20 protein-coding genes and 1 riboswitch are annotated in these 19,512 nt (G+C 38.3%); of the genes, 13 read left to right on the top strand and 7 right to left on the bottom strand.

All coding sequences use genetic code 11. The features are described from left to right. Positions 1 to 35: 35 nt before the first annotated feature. Entirely contained in the window at positions 36 to 326 is a 291-nt protein-coding gene (locus B3D94_RS20120) for a HesB/YadR/YfhF family protein (RefSeq protein ID WP_291759831.1), read from the bottom strand. A 19-nt stretch (positions 327 to 345) separates the two neighbouring features. Then, complete coding sequence (gene plsY / locus B3D94_RS20115) at positions 346 to 948, bottom strand: glycerol-3-phosphate 1-O-acyltransferase PlsY (protein ID WP_069481517.1); 603 nt, start codon at positions 946 to 948, stop codon at positions 346 to 348. Between the two features lie 542 nt (positions 949 to 1,490). Here plsY and parE point away from each other — a divergent pair. The 7 genes from parE to B3D94_RS20080 all read left to right on the top strand — a co-directional run bounded on the left by parE (position 1,491) and on the right by B3D94_RS20080 (position 9,815). Next, positions 1,491 to 3,467: a DNA topoisomerase IV subunit B gene (gene parE, locus B3D94_RS20110; RefSeq protein ID WP_069481516.1), complete on the top strand. Its 1,977-nt coding sequence runs from the start codon at positions 1,491 to 1,493 to the stop codon at positions 3,465 to 3,467. Next, positions 3,464 to 5,902 carry a DNA topoisomerase IV subunit A gene (gene parC / locus B3D94_RS20105; protein ID WP_069481515.1) on the top strand — a complete coding sequence of 813 codons (2,439 nt, stop codon included), beginning with the start codon at positions 3,464 to 3,466 and terminating at the stop codon, positions 5,900 to 5,902. Before parE ends, parC begins: the two co-directional genes overlap by 4 nt. A 123-nt stretch (positions 5,903 to 6,025) precedes the next feature. Next, a riboswitch (TPP riboswitch) is annotated at positions 6,026 to 6,136 on the top strand. Positions 6,137 to 6,291: 155 nt separating this feature from the next. After that, positions 6,292 to 7,287, top strand: coding sequence for an ABC transporter substrate-binding protein (locus tag B3D94_RS20100; RefSeq protein WP_069481514.1), 996 nt, complete (start codon positions 6,292 to 6,294; stop codon positions 7,285 to 7,287). Position 7,288: 1 nt separating this feature from the next. Next, entirely contained in the window at positions 7,289 to 7,582 is a 294-nt protein-coding gene (locus B3D94_RS20095; protein WP_069481513.1) for a thiamine-binding protein, read from the top strand. Further along, positions 7,579 to 8,352: an ABC transporter permease gene (locus B3D94_RS20090; protein ID WP_291759825.1), complete on the top strand. Its 774-nt coding sequence runs from the start codon at positions 7,579 to 7,581 to the stop codon at positions 8,350 to 8,352. The genes B3D94_RS20095 and B3D94_RS20090 overlap by 4 nt, the downstream gene beginning before the upstream one ends. After that, on the top strand, positions 8,327 to 9,076 hold the full coding sequence (locus tag B3D94_RS20085) for an ABC transporter ATP-binding protein (RefSeq protein WP_069481511.1): 750 nt from the start codon (positions 8,327 to 8,329) through the stop codon (positions 9,074 to 9,076). Before B3D94_RS20090 ends, B3D94_RS20085 begins: the two co-directional genes overlap by 26 nt. Next, positions 9,066 to 9,815, top strand: a complete 750-nt coding sequence (locus tag B3D94_RS20080) for a TatD family hydrolase (RefSeq protein WP_069481510.1) — start codon at positions 9,066 to 9,068, stop codon at positions 9,813 to 9,815. Before B3D94_RS20085 ends, B3D94_RS20080 begins: the two co-directional genes overlap by 11 nt. A 60-nt stretch (positions 9,816 to 9,875) precedes the next feature. Here the strand turns inward: B3D94_RS20080 and B3D94_RS20075 are convergent, their stop codons facing one another. The 5 genes from B3D94_RS20075 to B3D94_RS20055 form a co-directional block, all read right to left on the bottom strand. Continuing rightward, entirely contained in the window at positions 9,876 to 10,052 is a 177-nt protein-coding gene (locus B3D94_RS20075; RefSeq protein WP_175423030.1) for a hypothetical protein, read from the bottom strand. 92 nt (positions 10,053 to 10,144) lie between these two features. After that, positions 10,145 to 11,689 (bottom strand): solute symporter family protein, encoded by a 1,545-nt coding sequence (locus B3D94_RS20070; RefSeq protein WP_025116303.1) that lies wholly within the window; start codon positions 11,687 to 11,689, stop codon positions 10,145 to 10,147. Between the two features lie 8 nt (positions 11,690 to 11,697). Then, positions 11,698 to 12,036 (bottom strand): DUF485 domain-containing protein, encoded by a 339-nt coding sequence (locus tag B3D94_RS20065; protein ID WP_069481509.1) that lies wholly within the window; start codon positions 12,034 to 12,036, stop codon positions 11,698 to 11,700. A 481-nt stretch (positions 12,037 to 12,517) separates the two neighbouring features. Then, on the bottom strand, positions 12,518 to 14,071 hold the full coding sequence (locus tag B3D94_RS20060) for a solute symporter family protein (RefSeq protein ID WP_069481508.1): 1,554 nt from the start codon (positions 14,069 to 14,071) through the stop codon (positions 12,518 to 12,520). Further along, positions 14,072 to 14,407 (bottom strand): DUF485 domain-containing protein, encoded by a 336-nt coding sequence (locus B3D94_RS20055; RefSeq protein WP_069481507.1) that lies wholly within the window; start codon positions 14,405 to 14,407, stop codon positions 14,072 to 14,074. Positions 14,408 to 14,992: 585 nt separating this feature from the next. Between B3D94_RS20055 and B3D94_RS20050 the strand changes: the two genes are divergently transcribed. From B3D94_RS20050 to B3D94_RS20025, 6 genes are all read left to right on the top strand, one after another. Then, complete coding sequence (locus B3D94_RS20050; RefSeq protein ID WP_069481506.1) at positions 14,993 to 15,589, top strand: SCO family protein; 597 nt, start codon at positions 14,993 to 14,995, stop codon at positions 15,587 to 15,589. 176 nt (positions 15,590 to 15,765) lie between these two features. Next, the gene (locus tag B3D94_RS20045) at positions 15,766 to 16,101 is read left to right on the top strand and encodes an ArsR/SmtB family transcription factor (protein ID WP_036126089.1); all 336 of its coding nucleotides are present in this window, start codon (positions 15,766 to 15,768) and stop codon (positions 16,099 to 16,101) included. 37 nt (positions 16,102 to 16,138) lie between these two features. Continuing rightward, positions 16,139 to 17,137, top strand: coding sequence for an NADP-dependent oxidoreductase (locus tag B3D94_RS20040; RefSeq protein WP_069481505.1), 999 nt, complete (start codon positions 16,139 to 16,141; stop codon positions 17,135 to 17,137). Positions 17,138 to 17,346: 209 nt separating this feature from the next. After that, positions 17,347 to 17,994: a type A chloramphenicol O-acetyltransferase gene (catA, locus tag B3D94_RS20035; protein ID WP_291759811.1), complete on the top strand. Its 648-nt coding sequence runs from the start codon at positions 17,347 to 17,349 to the stop codon at positions 17,992 to 17,994. 210 nt (positions 17,995 to 18,204) lie between these two features. After that, a complete protein-coding gene (locus B3D94_RS20030; protein WP_069481503.1) occupies positions 18,205 to 18,702 on the top strand; it encodes a DinB family protein in 498 nt (165 codons plus the stop codon). 350 nt (positions 18,703 to 19,052) lie between these two features. Continuing rightward, positions 19,053 to 19,478 (top strand): YfmQ family protein, encoded by a 426-nt coding sequence (locus B3D94_RS20025; protein ID WP_291759807.1) that lies wholly within the window; start codon positions 19,053 to 19,055, stop codon positions 19,476 to 19,478. Positions 19,479 to 19,512 lie beyond the last annotated feature (34 nt).

Raw genomic sequence — 19,512 nt, 5'->3', positions numbered from 1 at the left:
TATTTCCTTTCAGAGACTGAAAGGAAAATACTGCTTTATGTACGATACTTGTATTGTAATTCATCTAAACTAGCATCCACGTCCACATGTAGATTGTGATCGTTAAAGAACCATAAATCTTTTTCATCGATGTAATAGGTTACGCCATCAATGACTGCTTCTGCTCCAATGGCGATGGGCTCTTCTCGCGTCATGCCTAGTGAAAAGCCTTCGTGAAAAGGACTTGAGCCACCATAGCGTGCATAAAAGCGAATAGTATCGCCTGGTTCTACTTCCATCTCATGTTTGAACCATTGTAGGGCTTCATTTGTCAGTGCAATTTTCATAGCGAATGCTCCTCTCTTCTTACAGCCATTTTACCTTTGGCTCGGTACCATTTTTAATCCGTGCAATATTGGCACGATGACGATAAATAATAAAAGTAAATAAAAAGGCTACCAAGATGCTTAATGCAAAGTCACCTGTAACAAAATAATAAACGATTGAATAGATAAGTGCTACTAAAGCGGCTATCATAGATGTTAAGCTGACGATTTTTGTGATTTTTAATGTCACAAGAAAGGCAATTAGAAGTAAGACAAACAATGGCCATGAATAGCCTAATAAAACACCTGCTGATGTGGCAACGGCTTTTCCACCACGGAAATTGGCGAAGATTGGAAGCATATGACCAATCACTGCGACTAGACCTAGGATTAAGGAATGGATAGAGCTGTCTGAGAATATTGGAAGTGCAGCTAGTAAGACAGCGGCAGTCCCTTTTAGAACATCCATCACAGTCACAACAATACCAGCTTTTTTTCCTAACGTTCGGAACGTATTAGTTGCTCCTAGATTACCGCTTCCGTGTTCTCGAATATCGGTATTATAAAAAATTTTACCTATCCATAGCCCTGAAGGTATAGAGCCGATTAGATAAGCACATAAAATAATAAGTCCATTGATCATAGTTGGACTCCTTTCATTCATAGTCCATCACTTGGTACTAATAGTTTGTAACAAGTATTTTACACTTTTTCTTGCTAATCTACAATGTTATGAAGGAGATTTCGTCAGGAGTCTTGAATTCAATACAAAAGAAACTAAAGTAAGTTAGAGGTAGGCTTTTAGACATGAGTGATGACGGAACGAAAAAATTCTTTATTAAAATATAGGCAAAATGGCAATTTTGTCAATCGTTCATTCCTTTGGTAGAATAGAAGTCTAACTTTATTCATTTACATGACGATGACGCAGCAAACATTAACTATACTGCAACTAAATAAGCTACGATGCGTCAGGTGTTTACGGATACTAGTGGTAGTCTGCCTTGCTTAAATTCCAATTTTAAGCAACTGTTGAAGATGTTTACTATTGAAATGTTTATTAAAACTGTGAGCAATTTTTAAAAATTTAATTGGACCTGTCGCTAACTATTGACAGGAAATGCTATTATTATTAGGATGAGAACATAAATAGAACATGTGTTTGTTTTTTGGAGGGGAATTTTGTTGACGAATAAACAGTCACCTAGCGTCTATAATGATGACGCTATACAAGTATTAGAAGGATTAGAAGCGGTGCGTAAACGACCAGGCATGTATATCGGTTCGACAGATGGCCGTGGACTTCATCACCTTGTGTATGAAATCGTTGATAATGCGGTGGATGAAGCATTGGCTGGCTTTGGATCTCATATTATTGTCAAGATTCACAAAGACCAGAGTATTAGCGTACGCGACTTTGGCCGAGGAATGCCAACTGGTATGCATAAGATGGGTAAACCTACTCCTGAAATTATTTTTACCGTCCTACACGCAGGTGGTAAGTTTGGACAAGGTGGTTATAAAACGAGTGGCGGTTTGCACGGTGTAGGTTCTTCTGTCGTGAATGCGCTATCAACATTTTTAGAAGTAACCATCCATCGTGATGGTAAAAAATATCGCCAGCGCTTCGAGCATGGTGGACATCCAGTGACAACACTTGAAGAAATTGGTCAAACAAAGCAGACTGGTACGCTTGTTCATTTCCTACCTGACGAAACGATTTTCTCTGTCACAAAATTTAATTATGATACGTTAGCAGAACGTTTACGTGAGTCGGCTTTTTTATTAAAGGGCTTAAAAATTGAATTAATTGATGAGCGCGAGGAAGGCAAAAATGATGTGTTCTTTTATGAGAACGGCATTGAAGCTTTCGTTGCGTATTTGAATGAAGAGAAAGATGTTCTTCATCCTGTGAAATACGTTGAAGGTATTCAAGATGATATTGAAGTAGAGTTTGCCTTCCAATATAACGATGGCTATTCAGAAACGATTTTGTCGTTTGTGAATAACGTACGTACTCGGGATGGCGGTACACATGAAACAGGTGCAAAAGCAGCCTTGACGCGTGTCTTTAATGAATACGCAAGAAAAATTGGCTTATTAAAGGACAAGGATAAAAATTTGGAAGGAACGGATATTCGAGAGGGCTTAGCTGCTATCGTGTCTGTCCGTATTCCAGAGCACTTATTACAATTTGAAGGACAAACAAAGGGCAAGCTTGGTACAAGTGAGGCTCGTTCAGCAGTAGATAGTGTGGTGTCTGAGCAAATTTTATATGTGCTAGAGGAAAATGCTGAATTGTCAGCGTCTCTTGTGCGTAAAGCGATTCGTGCGCAGCAAGTACGTGAAGCGGCTCGAAAAGCTCGTGAGGATGCGAGAAATGGTAAGAAAAACAAAAAGGGTAGTACGATTCTATCAGGTAAATTAACGCCTGCACAGTCACGTAATGCAGCGAAAAATGAATTATATTTAGTCGAAGGTGATTCAGCTGGTGGTTCTGCAAAACAAGGTCGTGATCGTACATTCCAGGCAATATTACCACTGCGCGGGAAAGTGATTAACACGGAAAAAGCCAAGCTCCAGGATATTATGAAAAACGAAGAAATTTCAACGATTATTCATGCGATTGGTGCAGGTGTTGGTACAGATTTTGCTGTAGAGGATTCAGCTTACAATAAAGTAGTCATAATGACCGATGCCGATACGGATGGCGCTCATATTCAAGTATTGCTATTAACGTTCTTCTACCGTTATATGCGTCCGCTCATCGAGGCTGGTAAAGTCTTTATTGCGTTACCGCCACTTTATAAGGTTTCTAAAGGGACTGGCAAAAAAGAAGTGATTGAATATGCTTGGACGGAAAAAGATTTACAAAAGGCCATCAAACAAGTTGGAAAGGGTTACATATTACAGCGCTATAAAGGTCTTGGTGAGATGAATGCAGACCAGCTTTGGGATACAACAATGAACCCTGACACACGGACATTAATTCGTGTCACAATTGAGGATGGTGCACGTGCAGAGAGACGTGTCACGACGTTAATGGGCGATAAAGTAGAGCCACGTCGTAAATGGATCGAAGCCAATGTAGACTTCGGTATGGAGGATGATGCCAACATTTTAGAAAATGAATTCATCCAACAAGAGGAGGGCCAAGCATGAGTAGTACAGAAATATTTCAAGATTTACCTTTAGAAGAAGTAATGGGTGACCGTTTTGGTCGCTATAGTAAATATATTATTCAAGACCGCGCGTTGCCAGATGCACGTGACGGTCTTAAACCAGTACAGCGCCGTATTTTATATGCAATGTTTACAGAAGGTAATACACATGAAAAACCTTTCCGTAAATCGGCTAAAACAGTCGGTAATGTAATCGGTAATTACCATCCACACGGAGATAGCTCTGTCTATGAGGCGATGGTACGTATGAGTCAGGATTGGAAAGCTCGTCATATGCTTATTGAGATGCATGGGAATAACGGTTCGGTTGATGGAGATCCACCAGCTGCCATGCGTTATACCGAGGCAAGACTATCTGCGATTGCTGGTGAAATGTTACGAGATATCGGGAAGAAAACGGTTGAATTCGTGCCAAACTTCGATGATCAGGATATGGAGCCAACTGTTTTACCAGCACGTTTCCCTAATTTACTAGTAAACGGCTCTACAGGGATATCTGCGGGCTATGCAACCGATATTCCACCTCATGCATTAGATGAAGTGCTGGATGCTGTATTAATGCGCTTAGACAAGCCTACTGCGACAGTGGATGAATTGATGACAGTCATCAAAGGTCCTGATTTCCCAACTGGTGGTATTATTCAAGGTGTGGACGGCATTAAAAAGGCATATGAAACTGGGCGCGGTAAAATTATTGTCCGTGCACAGGCTGTGGTGGAACCTATCAAGGGTGGCAAAGAACAAATCGTTGTTACCGAATTACCATACGATGTGAATAAAGCCAATCTTGTCAAAAAAATTGATGAGCAGCGCGTAGATAAACGCCTTGAAGGAATTGCAGAAATTCGTGATGAATCTGACCGTACAGGGTTACGTGTCGTAATCGAGCTGAAAAAGGATGTTCCTGGACAAGGGATTTTACAGTACTTATTTAAAACAACAGATTTACAAGTAGCTTACAATTTTAATATGATTGCGATTCATAATCGTCGCCCAACGATGATGACATTGCCACTATTGCTGGATGCCTATATTACTCACCAAAAAGAAGTGGTCACAAATCGTTCTATATATGATTTACAAAAGGCAAAGGATCGTTTCCATATTGTGGAGGGCTTAATTAAAGCACTATCTATTTTAGATGAAGTCATTGCTACGATCCGTTCTTCTAACGATAAGAAGGATGCCAAGCTCAATTTACAAGCAAAGTTCGATTTTACCGAGGTACAAGCAGAGGCGATTGTGAGCCTGCAATTATATCGTTTAACGAATACCGATATTACAGAGCTCCGCCAAGAACAGGATGACTTAAATAAATTGATTGCCAAGCTGGAAGGGATTTTACAAAGCGAGGCCAAGCTTGTACGCGTCATTAAACAAGAATTGCTAGATATAAAAAAACGCTTCACTGAGCCACGTCGCTCGAAAATTGAACAAGAGATAGAAGAAATTAAAATTACATTAGATGTCCTTGTTCCAAGTGAAGAGGTTGTGGTGACTGTCACGAAAGATGGCTATATTAAACGTACATCTACACGATCTCATGCCGCTTCTAATGGTCAAGATTTTGCGATGAAGGATTCCGATTACTTATTGTATGAAGCAAACTTAAATACGCAACATCATTTATTGTTATTTACAAATAGAGGGAATTATATTTATCAGCCAGTCCACGAACTGCCTGATATTCGTTGGAAGGACCTTGGTCAGCATATTTCTAGTATTGTGCCAACAAGTGAAGATGAATCGATTATTGCGGTCTATGGCTTTGAAACATTTGAACAGCCAAATACGTATATTTTAACTGCTACGAAAGATGGTCAAATTAAACGTTCACCACTTGCAGATTATGCAGTGACGCGTTACTCGAAGCCGATTAAAACAATGAATGTTAAAGCCGGCGATGCCATGATTTATGCATCGTTTATGACGGATGATGTGGAACTGCTCTTAACAACTGATACGGCGTATGCTATTCGATTCCCTATTGAGGAATTGCCGGTTACTGGTGTGAAAACGGGCGGCGTTAAAGGTATTACGCTAAAAGATGGAGAAGCATTAGTAGGGGTCAATGTTCTACAGCCAGATGAAACACAATATGTCGTTATTGTGACACAACGAGGGGCTGTTAAGAAAATGAATGTCGCAGAGGTAGAAGTAGCAAGTCGTGCCAAACGTGGTCTTAAAGTCCTGACAGAATTAAAAGCAAATCCTCACCGAATTGTCGCTGTTATTCAAGCAACAGACGATGAGCAGGTTGTGATCGAAACTGAAAAAGGCGTCCAAGAGTTTATTGATGTTCAAGCATTGACGCGTGCTGATCGCCATTCTAATGGTTCATTTAAAGTGGATATTGCAACAGATGGAGCCATTTCACATGTCTTAACGGCCAAAAAAGAACAAAAACCAAGCTAAAATTATGCCCAGTCTCTATATAGGAGAGCTGGGCTATTTGTATGAGTGGAACAACTATCCAAAAATAGCATCTTGTCATTTTAGATCAACTATGGGTATAATAATCAACGAAAAGTTCATAGCGAAAGAATGTAGGGGGGCTAGTTATGGCTAGCTGAGATTGTGTCCGATAGACACTGACCCTTTGAACCTGATTTGGCTCGTACCAGCGTAGGGAACATCTATTCAAAAAAGCAAAAGTTTTGGAGATTGATTGCAATACGTCTGGGAGGAATCCTAGGCGTTTTTTTGTTTTCCAAGCAATATCTTACCAACTGTATATTACGCTTTCTTCTGGTGACAACATTCATTCATGAACACTTTCATATTACAAACTGGGAGGAACTAGCATGAAAAAATGGTTATTTATCCTATTAGCTGCGCTATTGACGTTAGTAGGCTGTAGCGACAAGGAGGACAAGCAAACTGCTGATACAAAGAAAAAGGTGTCAGTGGTTCTCGATTGGACACCGAATACGAATCATACAGGATTGTATGTTGCGAAAAAGCTCGGTTATTTTGAAGAACAGGGCTTAGATGTTGATATTATTATGCCAGGAGAGGCAGGAGCCGATCAGCTCGTAGCTTCTGGTAAGGCAGAATTTGGCGTGAGCTATCAGGAGGGCATTACACAGGCTCGTGTTCAGGATGTGCCACTTGTCTCAATAGCGGCCATCATCCAGCATAATACATCTGGATTTGCTTCTGTAGCATCAAAGGGTATTACATCTCCAAAGGACTTTGAAGGAAAAACATATGGTGGTTGGGGAGCGCCACTCGAACAAGCCGTATTACAATCATTAATGCAAAAAGAAAACGCTGATATAAATAAATTAGAGATTGTCAATGCAGGAGATTTAGATTTCTTCACAATGATGAAAAAGGATATCGATTTTGCTTGGATTTATTATGCTTGGACAGGGATTGAGGCAGAGCTTCGTGGGGAAAAGATTAATATGCTGTATTTAACGGACTACAGTGATCAGTTAGATTACTATACACCTGTTTTAGCAACTAATGAAAAAATGATTCAAAACAATCCAGACATCGTCAAAGCTTTTGTTGCGGCTGCATCGAAGGGCTATGAATATGCAATCGAGTATCCGAATGAAGCTGCTGATATTTTACTAGAAGCGGCACCGGACTTAGATAAGGAGTTAGTGCATAAAAGCCAAGAGTGGTTGGCTGATAAATATCAGGACGATGCTAAACAATGGGGAGAGCAAAAGCTTTCAGTGTGGGAAAACTATGCTAAATGGATGTCGAGCAACAAAGTATTAGAAGGCGAGTTTGAGGCAAAACAAGCGTTTACGAATGAGTTTTTACCAAAAAAGGAGGCCAATTAACATGGCAAATTCATTGATCAGTGTCCAAATCATTCCGAAGACAGAGAAGTATGAGGATGTCATTCCTTATGTAGATGCGGCCATTGCAGTTATTGATGCATCAGGTGTGAAATATGAGGTTCATCCCCTTGAAACAACAATGGAAGGTGAGCTTACAACGCTTCTTCAAATCATTGAAAAAATGAATGTTAAGATGGTCGAGCTAGGAGCCATTAATGTCATTACACAAGTAAAAATTTTATATCAACCAAATGGGATTACAATGGCTACTTTAACGGAGAAATATCAGTCATGAAACGGGCATTACAAAAGGGAAGGACGATAATTTTTATCGCCTTCCTCTTATTCATATGGGAGCTTGTTGTGCATATCGCTGATGTTCCTCCTTGGCTCCTTCCAGCACCAAGCATAATTGTAGTAGAAAGCTTTCAATCGTATCAGACATTCCTGCCACATGCTCTGGCTACCGTGCAATTAGCTTTACTAGGACTTGCTATTGGGGTGGGCTGTGGTCTAACCGTGGCAATTGTTTTGCATCGTTTTGCTTTCATTCGGTCATTATTTTATCCGATTCTCATTATGTCGCAAAACATACCCATTCTTGTGTTAGCACCGCTCCTTATTATTTGGTTTGGCTTTGGCTTATTACCAAAGCTCATTATTATTTGTCTAGTGTGCTTTTTCCCTATTGTCATTGCGGCAATGGACGGTTTTCGTCAAACATCACCCGAGTTAAAGCATTACTTTGATATGATTGGTGCTACGAAGGCCCAAACGTTTTGGAAATTAGAATGGCCACATGCCTACCCAGCAATTTTCTCGGGCGTAAAAATTGCTGCTACCTATAGCGTAATGGGGGCAGTCATTGCGGAGTGGCTTGGTGCGAAAAAGGGAGTTGGTGTATACATGACCTTAGCACAATCCTCCTTTCGTACAGATCGAGTGTTTGTCGCAATTTTTGCGATTGTCTTGTTAAGCTTATTGCTGTTTAGTAGTATTCGTTTGCTTGAAAAATTAATGGTAAAGGGGAGAGGTTATCATGCTCAGCATACAAAACATCGATAAGTCCTTTAACAGTCTACATGTTCTTGACCATGTTTCCTTTGATGTCAAGGATGGTGAGTTTGTGGCCATTGTAGGACCATCAGGCAGTGGTAAAAGTACCCTTTTTCAATTAATTGGTGGGGTCTCCCCGGTTGATCAAGGGGAAATTTTATTAAATGGAGAGGATATCCAGCGAAAAAGAGGAGCAATTGGCTATATGCCACAGCAGCCTTGTTTATTGCCTTGGCGTACCATTTTAGAGAATGTAACCATTGTCGAGGAATTGCAGCAAAAGCCTAATGTTGAACGTGCAAAGGGGTGGCTAGAAAAGGTAGGACTTGCTTCCTTTAGTCATGCTTATCCAAACGAGCTATCTGGAGGGATGCAACAACGTGTATCTTTTATCCGTGCCATTGTCAGTGATAAACCTATTTTATGTCTAGATGAACCATTTTCTGCGCTCGATGAATTTACAAGACTGGAAATGCAGGCATGGCTACTGTCCATTTGGGAAGAGTATCGAAAATCCATCTTATTTGTCACGCATAGTATTGAAGAGGCACTCTTTTTAGCAGATCGTATACTTGTTTTATCAAAACGGCCTGCAACGGTGAAAAAAGAAATCATTGTGCCGTTTGAGCGTCCCCGCAAAGAAGAAATTCGTCATTCGGCCACATTCACAGCCTTGAAGCAACAATTATTCATGTATTTACAGGAAGAAAAGGGGGATCTGAATGTTGATTGATGCCCATATTCATTTAGATCAGTATAAGGACGTGGAAATACCTTCTTTATTGGAAGAAGTAGAGGCATTAATTGCGGTGAGTATGCAGCTGTCTTCCTGTCAAAATACGTTGAATTTAGCGAAGGTCTATCCCAAGGTGAAGGCGGCTTTTGGTTTCCATCCTGAGCAGCCTTTACCAAGTGAAATAGAAGAGAAAGCTTTATTTGATTGGATTCGCTCCCATAGTGATGAGATGATAGCAGTCGGTGAGGTCGGTTTACCCTATTTTTTAAGGCAAGAACAAGCTTTGGATGTTCGTCCGTATGAGGCTTTATTGGAACGATTTATCGTATTGGCTAAGGAGCTGGACAAACCGATTGTTTTACATGCTGTGTATGAAGACGCTCCCGTCGTGTGCGATTTACTAGAAAAGCACCAGCTTCGTCAGGCGCATTTCCATTGGTTTAAAGGGGACGAGGTAGTTGTGAAACGCATGATTCAGCAAGGTTATTTTATCTCCATTACGCCTGATGCATTGTATGAAGAGGAAATTCAGCAGTTAATTCAAATCTACCCGATCGAATTGATGATGGTAGAAACAGATGGTCCATGGCCGTTTGAAGGACCATTTACAAATAAACCTACGTCTCCGTGGATGATGCATTCGACGATTGAGGTGATTGCAGCCATCAAAGGATTGTCTATACAAGAAGCGGCTCAAATTATCACTCAGAATACGACAAACTTTTATCGACTTTAAACTAATTTTGCAAGTGACAAATGTGTTTTCTGCAATAATAAAAGCAGTATAGGATACAAACTAATTATCCGTATACTGCTTTTTATGTTTAGTGAAATCATGCATCAATTTCTCCGTCTTTGTTTTGGTGGTGCGTTCATGTGTACTGAAGGAATTGGATTGGCGATTTTTCTCCACATCCTTGCCAACAGTTCTTTTTATATGCATTCGCTTTTTTTTCGCCCTAGATTGAGCCATGTTCATTCCCTCCTTTTAACAATTATAGTAACGAAAACGAAAGAAAAAGTAAAACCTCGTAAGCAAAAACTTACGAGGTTTATGACATAGATTTAGTGAGATACGTCCTGTACAGAAATACCTGTGTTTGCTTTAACGTCAACTTCACGATACTTTGCATCATCAGTTTCTTTAGAAAGTAATGTGCCGATGAAACCACCAAGGAAACCAAGTGGTACAGAGATTAGAGCAGGGTTCGTTAACATAATTAACGGATCACCCACAAAAATCGCCTTGCCTTCAACTGGATTCCATACGTTAGGTGACATAGCTACTAATACTAATGCAGAGATTAAACCTGTTAACATCGCTGTAACAGCACCAGCTGTATTAAAGCGTTTCCAATAGATTGTGTAAATAATAACTGGAAGGTTAGCAGAACCTGCAATACAGAATGCTAAAGATACTAAGAACGCAACGTTTAATGTTTGTGCACCAAGTGCTAATAAAATGGAAATTATAGCGATCGTAATTGAACCGATACGAGCTGCAAGAACTTGCTCTTTTTCAGTAATTTTACCCTTTTTAATGATTTGACCATAAATATCATGTGATAGGGCAGAGGCACCTGAAAGTACAAGACCTGCTACTACCGCTAAAATTGTTGCGAATGCTACCGCACATACGAATGAGAATAGAATGTCGCCACCTAGTGCTTCTGCAAGAAGTGGGGCAGCCATATTACCAGCAGCGTTTGCCGCGATAATATCTTCTTTTCCAACGAATGCTGCTGCACCGAAACCTAAGAAAATTGTTAAAACGTAGAAAATACCTACAATCCAAGTAGCCCAAATAACAGATGAACGAGCCGTTTTTGCATCTTTTACTGTGAAGAAACGCATTAAGATATGTGGAAGACCCGCAGTACCTAATACTAATGCAATTAACATAGAAATTGTGTCAAGTCCATTTGTATATTTTAGACCTGGGTTTAAATAAGCAGCACCACTGTCAGTTGCTGTAGTCATTTCTTTAAACATTGTTGCAATACTGAAGCCAAACTCTTTTAATACTAAGAATGAGATAATAACTGTACCTAGCATTAAAAGACAAGCTTTAATAATTTGAACCCATGAAGTTGCTGTCATACCACCGAATAATACGTAAGTTGTCATCATGAAACCTACGATCAATACAGCTACCCAGTAGTCGATACCTAAAAGTAATTGAATAAGTGCTCCTGCACCAACTAGTTGTGCAATCATGTAGAATAAAACAATTGTAATAGTGCTTAAAGCAGCTGTTCCACGTACTTTTGAGTTATTGAAACGAGCTGTAATCATGTCAGCTAAAGTGAATTTTCCAAGGTTACGTAATGGTTCAGCAACGATGTATAATACCACTAAGTAAGCTACTAAATAACCAATAGAGAAGAAGAATCCGTCAAATCCAAATAATGCTACTGCACCTGCAATCCCTAAGAAAGAGGCTGCTGATAAATAGTCACCTGCGATAGCTAGTCCATTTTGCCAGCCTGTTAAACCCCCACCAGCTGTATAGAAGTCACTTGCAGAAGATGTACGTTTAGATGCCCACCATGTGATAACTAATGTTAAACCAACAATGGCTACGAAGAAGAATATGGCTGTAAAACTCATTCCGTTATTCATCGGCGGCCACCTCCGTTCTCGTATTCTGCGATAATCGCTTTTGCTTCTCTGTCGAAGTTGTTTGCTTTAGCTACATATAAATGACATAACCCCCATGTCATGATGAATAGCCCTGCGGAATAAATCCACACCCAAGTAATTTCCCCAAATGCCTTTTGGTGTAGAATTGTTGTGTACGATGTCAGAATTGGTAACAACATGTAGGCCAATAAAAATATGGCAGTTATAGACCAAAGAAAAGAGTTCTTTCTGCGTACAAGAGACTTAAACGATTCTTGGTTTGCAATTGCATCATAGTCAATCACGACACCTTTTTTTGCTTGATTGTTTGCCATTAACATTCCCCATTTTGTGTATATTTTTTCTGCCTTAAGACTTGATTTTGCTAGTTTAGTGAATTCACATTCTCATTTTATGAAAGAGTTCACAAAATTGCAATACATTTCAGAAAAATTATGTAAAAAAAATTTTTCTGAAAATAGTCCTGAAAGAGAAAAAAACCTCCTAAACCAAGAATATCTAGGGTTTTAGAATATTCAGATAAATAAATGAAGCAAAGAGAAATCTAGATTCTTGACAAAAAAAGAACGATAAATCCACAAAAATGCCTTGGTTTTTTATCCATATTTAAATACTATTGCCTTAGTGAAAATTGGTTTTTTTCTGTATTTTGGAAGTTGAATAATATTGTTCGATAAGTAATTTGCTAGTTGTGGAATAACAAAAAAGGCGAAAAACTCGACCGAAAATCGAATTTTTTGCCTATTTTTTTGTATATTTTGAATTTCGATTCATTATGCATACGGTGTATAAAAATTAATGTGAAATATCAGATACAGAAACTCCAGTATTCGCTTTTACACGAATTTCTTTATAAATACGTTCGGCTTCTTCAGTTGGTACTTTACTAGATGACAGGACCGATCCCAAATAACCTGCAATAAAGCCTAATGGGATGGTAATAATGGCTGGAACAGCTAGAGGTACAAGTGGTTTACCAACAAAAATAGCTGCACCTTCAACAGGACTCCATACATTTGGTCCCATCGCTCCTAAGATTAAACAAGAAATTAAACCTGTTAGCATCGCTGCTACAGCACCAGTAGAGTTGAACTTCTTCCAATAGATCGTATAAAGAATTACAGGTAAATTCGCGGATGCACCAATACAAAACGCAAATGACACTAGGAACGAAACGTTTAAGCTTTGTGCAAACAGCGCTAAAACAATAGAGACAATTGCAATTGAGATAGAGCCTGTCCGTGCTGCTACCACCTGCTGCTTTTCCGTTAATTTTCCACCTTTAATAATTTCTCCATATATATCGTGTGAAATCGCTGATGCTCCTGTTAAAACTAAGCCGGAAACAACCGCTAAAATTGTCGCAAAGGCTACCGCACCGATAAATGCCATTAACACATCTCCACCTAAATAATGTGCCAGCAGTGGGGCAGCTGTATTACCAGCCTTACTTTCAGCTAAAATTTGATCTAAGCCTACAAAGTTTAACGCACCGAAGCCTAAAAAAATTGTTAATGAGAAGAAGATAGCCGTAATCCAAGTTGTCCAAGATATAGACGAGCGTGCCGTTTTGGCATCTTTTACAGTAAAGAAGCGCATTAAAATATGTGGCAAACCAGATGTTCCTAAAACTAAGGCCATCATCATCGATACGGAATCAATCGTGCTTGTGTATTTAATTCCTGGTATAAGGAATTCCTCCCCATGATCGACAGCAATGGTGTCAAACATTTTCATTAGTGAGAAATCAAACTTCACTAATACTAATGTAGCTAATAAGCCTGTCCCGAATAATAGTAAACTAGCTTTTATAATTTGTACCCACGAAGTTGCTGTCATGCCACCGAATAATACGTAGGTAGTCATCATCACACCTACAATTAACACGGCAATCCAATAGTCAATGCCGAATAGTAGTTTAATTAATGCACCAGCACCTACTAGCTGTGCAATCATATAAAGAATGACTATAATAATCGTACCTGATGCCGCCACGCCACGAATTCGCTTTTCATTAAAACGAGCCGTTAACATGTCAGCAAGTGTATAGCGGCCTAAATTACGCATAGGCTCAGCAATAATATATAGAAGAACTAAGTTGGCTACCACATAGCCCACAGAGAAAAAGAAACCGTCAAAGCCAGTTAAAGCAATCGCACCAGACACCCCAAGAAAGGCTGCAGCTGATAAATAATCACCAGCAATTGCAAAGCCATTTTGCCACCCCTTTAATCCGCCGCCAGCTGTATAAAAATCAGCTGCTGAGGAAGTGCGCTTTGCTGCAACATAGGTAACAACAAGTGTTAAACCAACAATAGCTAGAAAGAAACCTACGGATACAATATTCATTTAGTTACCTCCTTTCGCACGATATTCGGCTAACACAGCAGCTGCAGCTTTATCGAATGAAGCAGCTTTTTTTACATATACTGTACAGAGCACGATGGTCATTACAAATAATCCAGCTGAGTACACCCATACCCCTGTAATATTTCCGAATAATTTTTGTTGTAGTACAGGCTGAAATGCAAGAATCGGAAGCAAAATATAAAGAATAAGAAACACTGCAGTAATCGAAAAAAGGAAGGTGTTTTTCTTTTTTACAAAGCTATTGAACGATTCCATTGCCTCAATTGCATGATAATCAATGGGTTGTGCTTGTTTTTCACTAGAAACATTCGCCATTATTATTCCCCCTAAAGTTATATATTTCTGTTTTAAACGACATATTTCTTTTTCATTCGCCGTTATATTCACTTATTTTATGGGGGATATTCTTATAATGCAATACTAATTTTTGAGTTTTTATAATTTTTAGTCATTTCATTTTTATGGTAATAACATAGAAATATTAAGGATTTACTAGAAAAATATTGTATGGAAGAGAGTGTTTATTTCTATTGATATAATATTCTTGAAATAGATTGTTGCTAATAAAAATGACTACAGGAGAAAATATGAACTTAAAAGAGAATATTCTGTAATTTATTATTCTGCTATTAATATCCAGCGACGTTTGAAAGTGTGAAATTATTTGTTATATAACAATGATTTTTTTCTTTGGGAAATAACGAAAATAATAAAAAAAAGCTTTGAAATTTTTTTTGAAAAGGAGAGTCATTTGGAAGAAGTAGAGTGATGTAATGCCAAAAATAGTTAATGTTCACAACTTACACAAAATGCATCGATTGGATAAGTTCATTATCTTGTATTTGGCATCTAGAATGCATAAAATAAGGTGAAGAAATGAAGGGAAGTGTGCAAAAATAAATGAAAAAGAAAAGCATGCTGCTAGTTCTAGTACTAGCATTTAGTAGCATTTTAGCTGCTTGCGGAAGTTACAAGTTTGAGCCATCTCTAAATATTGAGGTTCAAGATTTTAATGTAACCAATCAAAAAAATGAACAAGTGAGCCTAGATAATTTAAAGGGCAAGCCTTGGTTGGCCATGTTTATTTTTACAAACTGTACGACAATCTGTCCGCCTATGACATTTAATATGACAGAAGTACAGCAGGCGCTACAGGATGAAGGCCTTGAAGATTATCAAATTGTTGCATTTAGTGTAGATCCGGAAGTGGATAAGCCAGACGTATTAACAAACTACTTAAATACGTATAACGTTGTAGATGAAAGCAAATGGCAGCTATTAACAGGTTATCAGCAGAAATTTATCGAGCAATTTGCACGTAAATCATTCAATTCATTAGTCAAAAATGATCCTAACTCAGACCAAGTCATACATATGTCGAGCTATTATTTAGTGAATGCAGATGGCACAGTTGTAAAAGACTATGATGGCGCGACAAACGTACCAGTTGAAACAATCGTTGGAGATATGAAGGCTCTTATCAATGAAAGCAAGTAACACAGAGGTCCATGTGACCTCTGTGTTTTTTTGTTGTTTAGGGACACGCATGCTTCAATTGATTCGTCTCGATTTACTTTCTCAATATTGCACGGAGTAGCCCTGTATTATATTGTTGTATGCACAACGGTTCAATAACTTAAACTATTCAACTAATTACAGGAGGTATTCACTCAATGACTAAAGAGGAACAACTGCACACCATTAAAGAAAATTTTATGAACTGTCAAAAGGTATTATTGGCAATTGGTGATGAAACACGTCAATCTATTTTACTTGTTCTAATGGCAACAGATTGTCAAACAGGCTTGCGTGTTGGTGAAATCACAGAGCAAACACATCTCTCTAGACCTGCTGTGTCACACCACCTTAAAATTTTACGAGATGCTGGCGTTATTTTAATGCGTAAAGAAGGGACAAAAAATTTTTACTATATCGATATACGTACGAAATTAGGTTTATTAAAAACACTTGTTATAGATATTGAATCGTTGTTAAAGGAATATTATTGAAACGACTGGTATCAGACATGAATTGGAGGAATCAACAATGAAAGCTATGGTGATTGATAAATATGGCAATGCTCCCATGCGTTTAGCAGAAGTGCCTACACCTAATATTGGTGAATATGAAATTCTAGCAGAAATTCGTGCGGCCAGTATTAATCCGATCGATTTTAAAATACGGGATGGGAAAGTAAAACTATTAATTAAGTATGAAATGCCTCTAATCCTCGGAAATGATTTTTCAGGAGTTGTGGTAAGGGTTGGTACAAAGGTAAATCGATTTAAAGTAGGAGATGAAATATATGCACGGCCACGTAAAAGCAAAATTGGTACCTTTGCCGAATTTATCGCAATTCATGAGGATGACATAGCGTTAAAGCCTAAAAATTTAAGTTTTGAGGAAGCTGCGTCCATCCCACTCGTTGGCTTAACTTCATATCAAGCATTGCATGACATCATGCAATTACAAACAGGACAAAAAGTGTTGATTCATGCAGGGTCTGGTGGTGTCGGTACTTTTGCTATTCAATTAGCTAAATTAATGGGGGCAACTGTGGCAACGACTGCTAGTGAAGCTGGGGCAAATCTAGTAACAACTCTCGGTGCTGATGAAGTAATCAACTATAAGACAGAAAAGTTTGAGGAGCTATTAGAAAATTACGATGCAGTTTTCGACACACTCGGAGGGACGTCACTCGAAAAATCCTTTGAGATCATTAAACGTGGAGGAAAAATCGTTTCAGTTTCAGGCTTACCGAATGCCCGCTTTGCGAAAGAGCATGGCTCAGGGTTTTTTAAAAGATTATTGTTTTCAGCAGCAAGTTATAAACTGACGGCACTTGAAAAGAAGCATGATGCTCACTATTCATTTTTATTTATGAAGCCAAGTGGTGAGCAATTACGTATAATTGCGGACTATATTGAATCAGGTAAAATCAAACCTGTCATAGATAGAATTTTTTCATTTGAAGAAGCTCAACAAGCAATGGAATATGCCGAGTCTGGAAGGGCTAAGGGGAAGATTATTGTCAAAATCAAGTAATGGTCTAAGAGAATCAGGTTGTTATCCCATGTTGGCAAAGCAAATGCTCACTTATAAATTTCGTTTTATTACAGCAAATTTTGCTGTAAAATAAGTGCTAGAATTAGGAAAATAATTAAGGTTGATTTAGAAAAAAAGGATGATTTAAATGAAGAAAACAGTGAAAATAGCCTCCTAAAACCAACCAACATTTTAGGAGGCGTGAAAATATGAAATTTTATTTGATAGACCGCGAGAATTGGCAACGGAAAGAGTATTTTGAACACTATTTGCAACAACAAACATCATTCAGTATAACGAATGATATTAATATTACTGTTTTGATGGAGAATTTAAAGAAAAAGAATTTGAAACTATATCCCGCGTTTATATTTATGATAACTAAAATTGTCAATGCACATCAAGAATTCAGAACTAACTTTAACGCAGAAGGGCAGCTAGGGTATTGGGAGGAAATGTTGCCTTCATACACAATTTTTGATAAACAGTCATGCACATTTTCTTGCGTTTGGACATCCAATTACACTACATTTACTGAATTCTACACGCAATATGAGCAAGATATAGAAACATATAATGGTACAGATCGAATGTTTCCAAAAATGCCTATACCTGAAAATAATATCCCTATCTCCATGATACCATGGTGTTCTTTCACCGGATTTAATTTGAACATTCATAATGGCGGAGATTATCTATTACCGATAATAACGGGTGCTCAATATACTTCTATAAATGGGGAGTACCGCTTACCAATTTCACTACAGTTTCATCATGCTGTTTGTGATGGTTATCATGCAGGAATTTTTATGAATGAGCTGCAAAAACTTGCTGATAATAGTGCAGAGTGGCTATAGTTTTTATAAAAGGAGCTGTGATTGCAGCTTCTTTTTTTCTTGGACTTAGCAGACTATTTGTAAAGAGAAGGTGGAAGCGTCCGTCATAGCTGAAGACACCAATGTTATGTTTTTGAAACCACCGTTTTATGTATAACAGTCTAGGAACTAGAGAGACTTTCTATTTAAATGCAATTTATAGTAAACTAACCAAAAGGGAGGAGAGATATCATGATTAAACAACTAATCGTCGGTGACACATCGCAAGAATTGACCGCTACACGTCGCATTTTGGAACGTTTGCCTGAGGAGCATCTGTCATGGAAACCACACGAGAAATCGATGACGCTCGGTGGGCTAGCCACACATTTGATTAACATATTGAACTGGCAAATCGCTATACTTCAATACTTAGAGTTTGATCTTTTAACCGTACCGCTAAGAAGAGATCCATTAGAAAAACAATCTGATATTCTAAATGAGTTTGATGGAAACGTTGCCAAACTTGAACATTTGCTTGCTGAATGTGACGAGAAAATGCTAGGTGAAGAATGGACATTGCGTCAAGGTGATCATATCATCCGCTGCGAGCCACGAGCACTTGCATTCCGTACCTTCGGACTAAGCCATATGGTCCACCACAGGGCGCAACTCGGGGTATACTTGCGCCTTCTCGATATTCCCGTCCCTGGCATCTACGGTCCCTCGGCCGACGAACAAACACCTTGAGCGAAGGTTCTTCATTCGAAAAAGGTAGAAACCTAGATTGAAAGCTCATATTTTAGCAAATGTCTGCCACCTTACATGAAAATGCTTAGTATAAACGGAACGTCCAAAACTAATTGTCTTATAAAAGACAAGGCGTTTTGAACGCTCCTTTTATTTTGATGAAATTGTATTAATCCTAAGTGGATGGTCAAAAAAATTTAAAATTGGATGGTGATAAAAAATATAAATCCTTTATTATTGAAAGGCGGATGATCAAACATCCATATAGCCACATTACATATTAGTGAAAAATCAAATAATTAATAAAGTAATAGCTATGAAGAAAAAATGGCTGAAAGAGTTGATAAAAGATGACAGCAGGATTGATCATTACGATAGTGATTGGATCTATTATTAAATTGTTAATGAGCCCACCAAGTATAGCTGTGGCATGGATAGTAAATAAATTTGAACTTCACAAAGAACTAGACTCAAAGGAAGTTACGGTCACGTTTAATGGAAATAATTTAGAAGAGGGAGAAAAAATAAGATTTATAGATGTTTTTAATAAAGCTATCTTTTTGAAAAAATATTACATATTTCCGGGCAATGAAAAATTATTTTTACGACCTGAGACGAATGTTACTCCATTTGTCATCAACTTAAAAAGTGGCAAAAAAGATGTGGATTTCTTAATTTTTCCCTACGATGATCATGTGGATGTAGTCAAGAAGCGTAAAAAGAAAGTGATTTCATATAGTCTTAGTTCAGAAAATTTACAAAAGTTCACTATTTAAACAACTAATTAAATTTTTGAAAAGTAGGGATTCG

The organism is Lysinibacillus sp. UBA5990 (assembly GCF_002429815.1).
Taxonomy (GTDB): domain Bacteria; phylum Bacillota; class Bacilli; order Bacillales_A; family Planococcaceae; genus Lysinibacillus; species Lysinibacillus fusiformis.
Note: the sequence above shows the minus strand (reverse complement) of the source record. Positions and strands in the feature narration are given on the sequence as shown.

Coding starts and splice junctions, on each gene's coding strand:
- B3D94_RS20100 (WP_069481514.1), top strand. CDS start 6,292: ATGAAAAAATGGTTATTTATCCTATTAGCTGCGCTATTGACGTTAGTA.
- B3D94_RS20120 (WP_291759831.1), bottom strand. CDS start 326: ATGAAAATTGCACTGACAAATGAAGCCCTACAATGGTTCAAACATGAG.
- B3D94_RS20090 (WP_291759825.1), top strand. CDS start 7,579: ATGAAACGGGCATTACAAAAGGGAAGGACGATAATTTTTATCGCCTTC.
- B3D94_RS20085 (WP_069481511.1), top strand. CDS start 8,327: ATGCTCAGCATACAAAACATCGATAAGTCCTTTAACAGTCTACATGTT.
- B3D94_RS20040 (WP_069481505.1), top strand. CDS start 16,139: ATGAAAGCTATGGTGATTGATAAATATGGCAATGCTCCCATGCGTTTA.
- parC (WP_069481515.1), top strand. CDS start 3,464: ATGAGTAGTACAGAAATATTTCAAGATTTACCTTTAGAAGAAGTAATG.
- B3D94_RS20080 (WP_069481510.1), top strand. CDS start 9,066: ATGTTGATTGATGCCCATATTCATTTAGATCAGTATAAGGACGTGGAA.
- B3D94_RS20070 (WP_025116303.1), bottom strand. CDS start 11,689: ATGAGTTTTACAGCCATATTCTTCTTCGTAGCCATTGTTGGTTTAACA.
- B3D94_RS20030 (WP_069481503.1), top strand. CDS start 18,205: ATGATTAAACAACTAATCGTCGGTGACACATCGCAAGAATTGACCGCT.
- plsY (WP_069481517.1), bottom strand. CDS start 948: ATGATCAATGGACTTATTATTTTATGTGCTTATCTAATCGGCTCTATA.
- B3D94_RS20045 (WP_036126089.1), top strand. CDS start 15,766: ATGACTAAAGAGGAACAACTGCACACCATTAAAGAAAATTTTATGAAC.
- B3D94_RS20095 (WP_069481513.1), top strand. CDS start 7,289: ATGGCAAATTCATTGATCAGTGTCCAAATCATTCCGAAGACAGAGAAG.
- catA (WP_291759811.1), top strand. CDS start 17,347: ATGAAATTTTATTTGATAGACCGCGAGAATTGGCAACGGAAAGAGTAT.
- B3D94_RS20055 (WP_069481507.1), bottom strand. CDS start 14,407: ATGGCGAATGTTTCTAGTGAAAAACAAGCACAACCCATTGATTATCAT.
- B3D94_RS20025 (WP_291759807.1), top strand. CDS start 19,053: ATGACAGCAGGATTGATCATTACGATAGTGATTGGATCTATTATTAAA.
- B3D94_RS20050 (WP_069481506.1), top strand. CDS start 14,993: ATGAAAAAGAAAAGCATGCTGCTAGTTCTAGTACTAGCATTTAGTAGC.
- B3D94_RS20075 (WP_175423030.1), bottom strand. CDS start 10,052: ATGGCTCAATCTAGGGCGAAAAAAAAGCGAATGCATATAAAAAGAACT.
- B3D94_RS20060 (WP_069481508.1), bottom strand. CDS start 14,071: ATGAATATTGTATCCGTAGGTTTCTTTCTAGCTATTGTTGGTTTAACA.
- B3D94_RS20065 (WP_069481509.1), bottom strand. CDS start 12,036: ATGGCAAACAATCAAGCAAAAAAAGGTGTCGTGATTGACTATGATGCA.